Source organism: Actinomycetes bacterium, from assembly GCA_035489715.1.
In the GTDB taxonomy this organism is placed as follows: domain Bacteria; phylum Actinomycetota; class Actinomycetes; order JACCUZ01; family JACCUZ01; genus DATHAP01.
Genome location: DATHAP010000078.1, coordinates 1 through 6,574, shown reverse-complemented (window position 1 = coordinate 6,574; position 6,574 = coordinate 1). Strand labels below are relative to the sequence as shown.

Sequence of the window (6,574 nt, the reverse complement as noted above, 5' to 3'; positions counted from 1 at the left end):
CCCCCTGCTCCGACGGCTCGTCGGTCGAGTCGGGGCTGACCAGCAACGCGATCAAGGTCTACCGCGCGGTCTGCGCGGCCTTCCCCGCGGTCACTTCCTGGGGCGGCAACACCGGCTACGGCGACCACGGCGCCGGCCTCGCCCTGGACATCATGTGCACCGGCTCGCTCGGTGACGCCATCGCCGCGTGGGTCCGTGCCCATGCCGGCGAGCTCGGCGTCAGCGAGGTCATCTGGTCACAGCAGATCTGGACCGTCGAGCGCAGCAGCGAGGGCTGGCGCTACATGTCCGACCGCGGGTCGACGACGGCCAACCACTACGACCACGTGCACGTCACCGTCTTCTGACCGGCACCGTCCATTGACCAGCAGCACCCTGGCAGCATGCGTGGGTGCGCATCGCCACCTGGAACGTCAACTCCGTCGTCGCCCGACTCCCCCGCCTCCTGGACTGGCTGCAGGCTACCGCCCCGGACGTGGTCTGCCTGCAGGAGACCAAGATCGCCGATGCCGGCTTCCCGTCCGCCGAGGTGGGTGCGCTCGGCTACGAGGTCGCCGTCCACGGTGACGGCCGGTGGAACGGTGTCGCGATCCTGTCGAGGGTCGGGCTCGCCGACGTGGTGCGCGGGCTGCCGGGCGGTCCTGGCTTCCCCCACGCGGAGGCCCGATCGGTGGCGGCGAGCTGCGGCGACGTACGGCTGTGGAGCGTGTACGTCCCCAACGGACGCGAGCCGGGCCACGACCACTACCACTACAAGCTGGAGTGGCTGGCCACGCTGCGCGACGTGGTGGCCGCCGACCTGGCATCGACCGACCGGCTGGCGGTGCTGGGCGACTTCAACGTGGCACCCACGGACGCGGACGTCTGGGACCCCGCGGTGTTCGCCGCGTCCACGCACGTCACCCCGCCGGAGCGGGCCGCGCTCGAGGCGCTGCGCGCGACCGGGCTGGTCGACGTGGTGCCGCGGCCGTTGAAGTACGACCATCCCTTCACCTACTGGGACTACCGGGCCGGCAACTTCCACAAGAACCTCGGCATGCGGATCGACCTGGTCTACGCGACCCCCTCGGTCGCCGACGCGGTCAGCGACTCCTACGTGGACCGTGAGGCGCGCAAGGGCAAGGGTCCGAGCGACCACGCGCCCATCGTGGTCGACCTGCGCTGAGGACGCCGGGCGAGGCGGGTCAGCCGGTCGTCCTGTCGTCTGCCGGAGCGTCGTGCGGCAGGCGAGTCATGTCCTCGTGCTCCCCGGCGCCACCGTGGCGCCTCGCGTCGTCGGCGTCGACGCCGAGGTCGAGCCCGCGCAGGACGTCGACCTGCGCCGGGTCGAACGACGCGGGCTGTTCCCGGTTCACCTGGTCGGCCAGCTGGTGGTCTCCGCGTGCGCGCAGGATCTCCACCACCTGCGCCTTGTCGACGATCATCGGCTGCCTCCTCGGATCGTGGGGCTGTCTGCGAGTCGCTTTCCCCACCCCGGCGTCGACCAGTCCTCCCGCCGACGTACGACGTTCGGCAGATGCGGGGCGCCCGCGGACCGATCTAGGTTTGACGGCGTGGACACGGTCATCGAGATCAGCGGGCTCGTGAAGCGCTTCGGGGCCACGACGGCGCTGGACGGGCTGGACCTCACGGTGCGCCGCGGCGAGGTGCACGGCTTCCTCGGCCCCAACGGGGCCGGCAAGTCGACCACGATCCCGGTGCCCCTCGGGCTGCTGCGCGCCGACGGCGGCACCACCCGGCTGCTCGGGGACGACCCGTGGCGCAACGCGGCCGAGCTGCACCGCCGGCTGGCGTACGTCCCGGGCGACGTCAACCTGTGGCCCAACCTGACCGGCGGCGAGACCATCGACCTGCTCGGCGCCCTGCGCGGCAGCCTCGACGACACCCGGCGGGCCGAGCTCCTCGAGCGGTTCGAGCTCGACCCGACCAAGAAGGGGCGCTCCTACTCCAAGGGGAACCGGCAGAAGGTCGCGCTGGTCGCCGCACTGGCTTCCGACGTGGAGCTGCTCCTGCTCGACGAGCCGACGTCGGGGCTGGACCCGTTGATGGAGGCGGTGTTCCAGCAGTGCATCGACGAGTTCCGCGGCGAGGGGCGCTCGGTCCTGCTCTCCAGCCACATCCTGGCCGAGGTCGAGCGGCTCTGCGACCGGGTGAGCATCATCCGGGCCGGCCGCACGGTCGAGTCCGGCACCCTGTCCGAGCTGCGTCACCTGACCCGTACGTCGGTGTCGGCGGAGCTGGCCACGCCACCCGCGGGGCTGGACCGGCTCGACGGCGTGCACGACCTCGTCGTCGAGGGCAACCGAGCCGTCTTCGAGGTGGAGACCGAGCGGCTCGGTGACGCGCTCGACGCGCTGGGACGCTTCCACATCCGCAGCCTGACCAGCCAGCCGCCCACGCTGGAGGCGCTGTTCCTGCGCCACTACGGCGACCAGCTCACCGCCGAGGCGCAGGAGCCGCGGGGGCGGCGGCAGCCGCAGGAGTCGCAGGAGCCGGTGCGATGACCGGATCGGCCACTCGCCTCCTGCTGCGCTTCAACCTGCGGCGCGACCGGCTGATGCTGCTCTGGTGGGTGCTGGGCGCGGTCCTCCTCTACTGGTCGCAGGCGGTCAGCGTCGAAGGGCTCTACCCGACCCAGGCGGAGTTCGACAGGGCCGCGGCCAGCATGGCCGACAACGTGGCGTTCATCGCCATGGCCGGCCCGGCCCGCGCGCTCAACACAGTCGGGGGTCAGGTCGCCTGGCAGGCCTCGGCGTTCGGCGCGGTCGTGGCCGGCCTGCTGAGCATGCTCCTGGTCGGGCGGCACACCCGCGCCGAAGAGGAGTCCGGGCGGGACGAGCTGGTCCGGGCCGGTGCGGTCGGGCGACGTGCGCCGGTCGCCGCTGCCGGCCTCACCGTCCTCGTCGCGAACGTCCTGCTCGGCGGGCTGATCGCGGCGAGCCTGGTCGGCTACGGCCTGGCGGTGGCCGGGTCGGTGAGCCTCGGCCTGGCAGCCGCGCTGGCCGGCCTGGTCTTCGGCTCGGTCGCGCTCGTCGCCGCCCAGCTCACCGACGGCACCCGCGCGATGTACGGCATCACCGGTGCGGTCATCGGCGCGTCGTACGTCCTGCGGGCCGTCGGCGACGTGGCCAACGGGGCGTTGTCCGCCCTGTCATGGGCCTCGCCGATCGGCTGGGGGCAGGCGATGCACGCCTTCTCCGGCGAGCGGTGGTGGCCGGCGTTCATCTCGGTCGCCGCGGTGATCGTGCTGCTGGCCGTGGCGCTGCGGCTCTTCGACCGGCGGGACATCGGGTCCGGCCTGATGGCCGCCCGGCCGGGGCCTTCGCGGGCCGGCGCACGGCTGCGCGGCAGCCTCGGGCTGGCCTGGCGCCAGCAGCGGGCCAGCGTCGCGGGGTGGGCTGCCGGCCTCTTCCTCACCGGCCTCGCGTACGGCGCCATCGGCGACGACGTCAAGGACCTGCTCGGCGACTCGCAGTTCGCCCAGGACGTGTTCGTGCAGGGCGGGGGGACTATCGTCGACTCGTTCTACGCCGTCGCCGTGGTGATGCTGGCCCTTATGGCGAGCGGCTTCGCGGTCTCGTCGGCGATGCGGCCGCGCGGCGAGGAGGACGCCGGCCGCCTCGAGGGCCTGCTCGCGACCGGCCTGACCCGAAGGCGGTGGGCCGCCACCTACCTGGCGGTGACCGTCGCCGGCACCGTCGCGGTCGTGGTCGCCGCCGGCCTCGGGCTCGGGCTCGGCTACCAGCTGGTCACCGGTGACGGCTCGGCGGTCGCCCGCCTCCTCGGCGCCACGCTGCCGTACGTCGCGCCGGTGCTCCTGCTTGCCGCCCTCACCTGGCTGGCCTACGGGCTCTCGCCACGCTGGGCCGGCTTCGGCTGGGTCGCCCTCACCTTCTGCGTCGTGGTGTCGTTCTTCGGCGAGCTGCTCCAGCTGCCGGACTGGATCGTCGACCTGTCGCCGTTCTCGCACCTGGCGCTGATGCCGGCCGAGCCGCTCGGGTGGGGACCGCTGCTCGCGCTGCTCGCGGTGGCCGCCGCCCTCGGCGTGGCCGGCACCGGCGCCCTGGAGCGCCGGGACGTGCGCTGACCGCAGGTCGTCCTGGCCGGCCAAGAGTGGGTCAAGGAGACAGCCGAGGCCGGCGCACGCATTGACACCTGCCGGACGCCGCGCGACATTCGCAGGAGAACCGGTGGGGGAACCGTGGCCGCAGCCGTCGCATCCGAGAGTCGGCCGCGCTGGTACGCGCGGTGGCAGGGGCTCGTTCTCGCAGCGGGTGCCCTGGCCGGGTCGGTCGCTGCGGTGATCGGCCTGTGGGACCGGGTCGCCCCCAAGGAGGACGTCGAGGACTACGCGACGATCACCTCGGCCTCGGTGACCAGCCGATCGTCGCTGACCGCCTTCGTCCGGACCCTGCCGGACGGCGGTCGCGTCTCGCTCCGGCCCGCCGGCGGTGCCCTTGGCACGCTGAGGACTGCTGCCGTCGTCGCCACGCCCTCGGCGTCCGGCGACCGGCCCACAACGACGGTCGAGCCGAGCAGCGAGCCGGCCACATCCGTCGAGAGCGAGTCGGCCGGGCCGGCCGACATCACACCCTCGGACCACGCGACCGGAGGTCGCGACCGGCAAATCGGTGTGCCGACAGACGGATCCGTGGTCGGCGACACCGTCGCCCCCGACGACGTCGATGACTACGAGGACCAGGTCGTCTCGCAGCCGGAGCTGACGAGGTACCCGTCCCCCGCCGTGCTGGCGCACGTCATGGGGGGTGGTCTCTCGGACAAGGACGGCGACCCGCTGTCGCCCCACGAGGCGGCCAAGCGACTCGCCAAGGCGTTGGACAAGGTCGAGGCCGAGCACGACCGCAAGCACCGCAACCCGCTCGGCTGGGTCGTCGCGGTGAACCTGGACATCAGCGGGCTCGACGGCGAGCCGCTGCTCCTCACCTGGTCGTTGGACGGGCTCGACGTCCCCCTGACCTGGCGTTCCGACACGGTCGCCTACCGGCTGATGCCGACGACCGACCACGACGGCGGCAGCGTCGAGGTCTGGGTGCCGGACCTGAAGCGACGAGGCGTCTACCTGGTCAACCTGGAGCTGGCCCGCGGGTCGGACGGGGTGGTCCTCTACCGCAGCGACCCCGTGCCCCTGCCGGAGGACGACGACCGGGACCGTCGGCGCCGGCGATAGCGCGTCGAGCACCCGTCAGGTGAGCGGCGCTAGCAAGGCCTTCTTGCGGTCGAACGCGAACATCAGCAGGTCGCTCATCCGGAACGTCGTGCTGTCCGGGCCGAGCGTCGGCCGGAAGGCCTCGTCGCGCACGATCGAGAACCGGCTGCCCTCCATCGCGCGGTGCACCGTCTCGGCGACGATCCGGGCACCGACGCCCTTGAGCTTGCCGCCGTTCATTTCGGCTTCGCGCAGCACGTAGAACCACAGCGGGGTCTTGGCCAGCACGGAGTCGCGCTGGGTCGCGGTCAGGCCGTCGAGCGAGGCCCCGTTGCTGCCGGTGCGCAGCTGGGCCCTCGTCAGCGTGGTCACCGGCACCCCGCGCTGCCGCAGCAGGGCGGCCATCTGCTGCCCGCTGGCCAGGCGCAGCATCTTGGCCCGGGTCAGGTTGCGGAAGGCCAGGTTGGCGATCGGGTCGCCGAAGGGCACCACCGGCCCGCCGAACGATCCGGTCGGCAGGTTGGCCAGCGGGTTGACCAGCGCCGAGTCGATCCGCATCGCCTTGTTCAGCCCACCGGGTGCCGCGAGGTCGGCCCGCCCCGTCTCACCGGCGAGGTCGTACATCCGTCGCCAGTCCGCGATCCAGTTGCTCGGCAGCCGCAGCCCGCCGAGCAGGTCACCGCCGGTGCCCGAGAAGATGAAGAGGAAGTCCAACGTGCCCTGGCCGTCCGGGAAGCGCGCGTTCCAGTTGTACGACCGGCGGATCATGCTGTGGCCGAGGCGGAACGCGGCGACCGAGAACTCGACCGGCATGGCCGGCATGTCCGTGGGGTCGGCCGACGGCTCGACCAGCTTGCGCCCGCCGGACATCACGCTGTTGAGCACGCTCTTCGCCATGATCCGCGGCAGGTAGTCGTGCCAGATCATCCACTGGTAGTGCTTGACCGCCAGCTCGCGGGCGCGGGTGAAGCGCTGGGCCGCGGCCGTCGACGCCGGCAGCGTGTCGACCAGCCGGTTGTGGAAGCGGATGAACGCGGTGTGCGTCTGGGCCACGGCGAGGTTCTCGTCGTTGCGCGGGTCGGGGATGACGGCCTTGCGCTTCTGCTTCTGCGTCGTCCCGGCGCCGCGCGGCAGGTCATGGCCGGCGTGCGCGGGATCGGGATCGATCGCCACGGTCTTGCCCATCTTGAGGTGGCGGTCGTCCTTGTAGAACCTGGCCGACTCCGGGTCCGACGGGCCGGCGCCGTACAGCGAGTCGAGGTCGAGGCTCGGCGAGCGCGCCTGCAGCAGCTGAGCGAGCGGGACGTTCTCGCCGAGCGCGACCGTCGTGCGGTCGAACGTGAGGTCGTGGTCGAAGAACTGGCCGAGGTACGTGTAGCCCGCGGAAACGTTCCCGAAGCCGCCGCC

The 6,574-nt window shown here is 72.4% G+C and carries 7 protein-coding genes; 5 read left to right on the top strand and 2 right to left on the bottom strand.

The window, feature by feature from the left end; genetic code table 11:
• Together VK640_06700 and VK640_06695 are read left to right on the top strand one after the other, a co-directional pair.
• Nucleotides 1-347 (top strand): SH3 domain-containing protein (locus VK640_06700; protein ID HTE72872.1); only part of this gene is annotated, 347 nt, incomplete at its 5' end.
• Nucleotides 348-391: 44 nt separating this feature from the next.
• Nucleotides 392-1,165, top strand: coding sequence for an exodeoxyribonuclease III (locus tag VK640_06695; GenBank protein ID HTE72871.1), 774 nt, complete (start codon nucleotides 392-394; stop codon nucleotides 1,163-1,165).
• 19 nt (nucleotides 1,166-1,184) lie between these two features.
• Here the strand turns inward: VK640_06695 and VK640_06690 are convergent, their stop codons facing one another.
• Entirely contained in the window at nucleotides 1,185-1,424 is a 240-nt protein-coding gene (locus VK640_06690) for a hypothetical protein (protein ID HTE72870.1), read from the bottom strand.
• 129 nt (nucleotides 1,425-1,553) lie between these two features.
• On the opposite strand from VK640_06690, the gene VK640_06685 reads away from it, so the two are divergent.
• From VK640_06685 to VK640_06675, 3 genes are all read left to right on the top strand, one after another.
• Nucleotides 1,554-2,504: an ABC transporter ATP-binding protein gene (locus tag VK640_06685; protein ID HTE72869.1), complete on the top strand. Its 951-nt coding sequence runs from the start codon at nucleotides 1,554-1,556 to the stop codon at nucleotides 2,502-2,504.
• Nucleotides 2,501-4,087: an ABC transporter permease gene (locus VK640_06680; protein ID HTE72868.1), complete on the top strand. Its 1,587-nt coding sequence runs from the start codon at nucleotides 2,501-2,503 to the stop codon at nucleotides 4,085-4,087. Before VK640_06685 ends, VK640_06680 begins: the two co-directional genes overlap by 4 nt.
• 114 nt (nucleotides 4,088-4,201) lie before the next feature.
• The gene (locus tag VK640_06675) at nucleotides 4,202-5,188 is read left to right on the top strand and encodes a hypothetical protein (protein HTE72867.1); all 987 of its coding nucleotides are present in this window, start codon (nucleotides 4,202-4,204) and stop codon (nucleotides 5,186-5,188) included.
• A 15-nt stretch (nucleotides 5,189-5,203) separates the two neighbouring features.
• On the opposite strand, the gene VK640_06670 is transcribed toward VK640_06675, so the two are convergent.
• Nucleotides 5,204-6,574, bottom strand: a 1,371-nt coding sequence (locus tag VK640_06670) for a peroxidase family protein (GenBank protein ID HTE72866.1), incomplete at its 5' end; no start/stop codon positions are given.